1 protein-coding gene is annotated in these 839 nt (G+C 59.1%); it reads right to left on the reverse strand.

All coding sequences use genetic code 11. From position 1 onward, the window contains the following. Positions 1 to 59: 59 nt before the first annotated feature. Positions 60 to 839: OmpA family protein (locus tag Q4563_RS15500; protein WP_303605092.1), on the reverse strand; the 780-nt coding region annotated here is incomplete at its 5' end.

Genomic DNA, 839 nt, shown 5'->3' on the forward strand with positions numbered 1-839 from the left:
TGGTCTTTAGAGTCCGTTGTATAAGAGTGTGAGGCGCAAGTGTGTGTGTACGGGTCATCTTATTGGCCCTCGCCGGCAGAAGCGTCATCACGCGGTTTGTCTGGGGTGATTTCCGCGCGGCGGTTTAAGGCGCGACCTTCCAGGGTATTGTTGTCGGCAATGGGGCGCTGCCAGTCGTAACCTTTGGTGCCCAGACGCCCCGGGTCAATGCCCAAGTCGGTCAGCAGGTTGTACACCGCCATAGCGCGCTGGCGAGCCAGGCGCTGGTTGAGCGACAAAGGCCCGGTGTTGGAGGTGTGGCCTTCAATCAACAGAGTCAGCTCGGGGTAGTCTTCCAGCTTTTGCACAAAGCGTTCGAGCATTTCTACATACTCATCGGCAATGTCAGAGCTGTTAATGGGGAACAGCACCGCACGCGGCATGGGCAGGCCAATCTCGGCCAGCTGCTCTGCGCTTAGGCGGGTGCCGCCTTGCACAACGCCCAACTCGATTGTATCCAGCGCTCCGTCGAGCAGGTCGCGACCCTCGAAAATGTTGGCGCGATTGGCGCGGCCCAAGGACTCGCGAGCCGGGAACTGGGTACTGGTTAAGCCGTCATTGTAGCCGCCGCCCGGGTGGGAGCTGAGCAAGCTCAAGTTACCGTCCACCAGCGACAGGGTGTAGTTATTGCTGGCCAGAGTCGCCACCGGCGTTAAGGTATAGTCGCCGGGCAGTGGCAGGGTGAGATTGGTAATAACATTGACCGGGTTTACAAAGACATCAGCCTCGGTATCGCCGTTGGCAAGCCCATCAATCGTGCGCGGAAATTGCGCCGGCAGCAGGTCCCAGTAAGTTTCCAG

It is taken from the genome of Gilvimarinus sp. 1_MG-2023 (assembly GCF_030548285.1).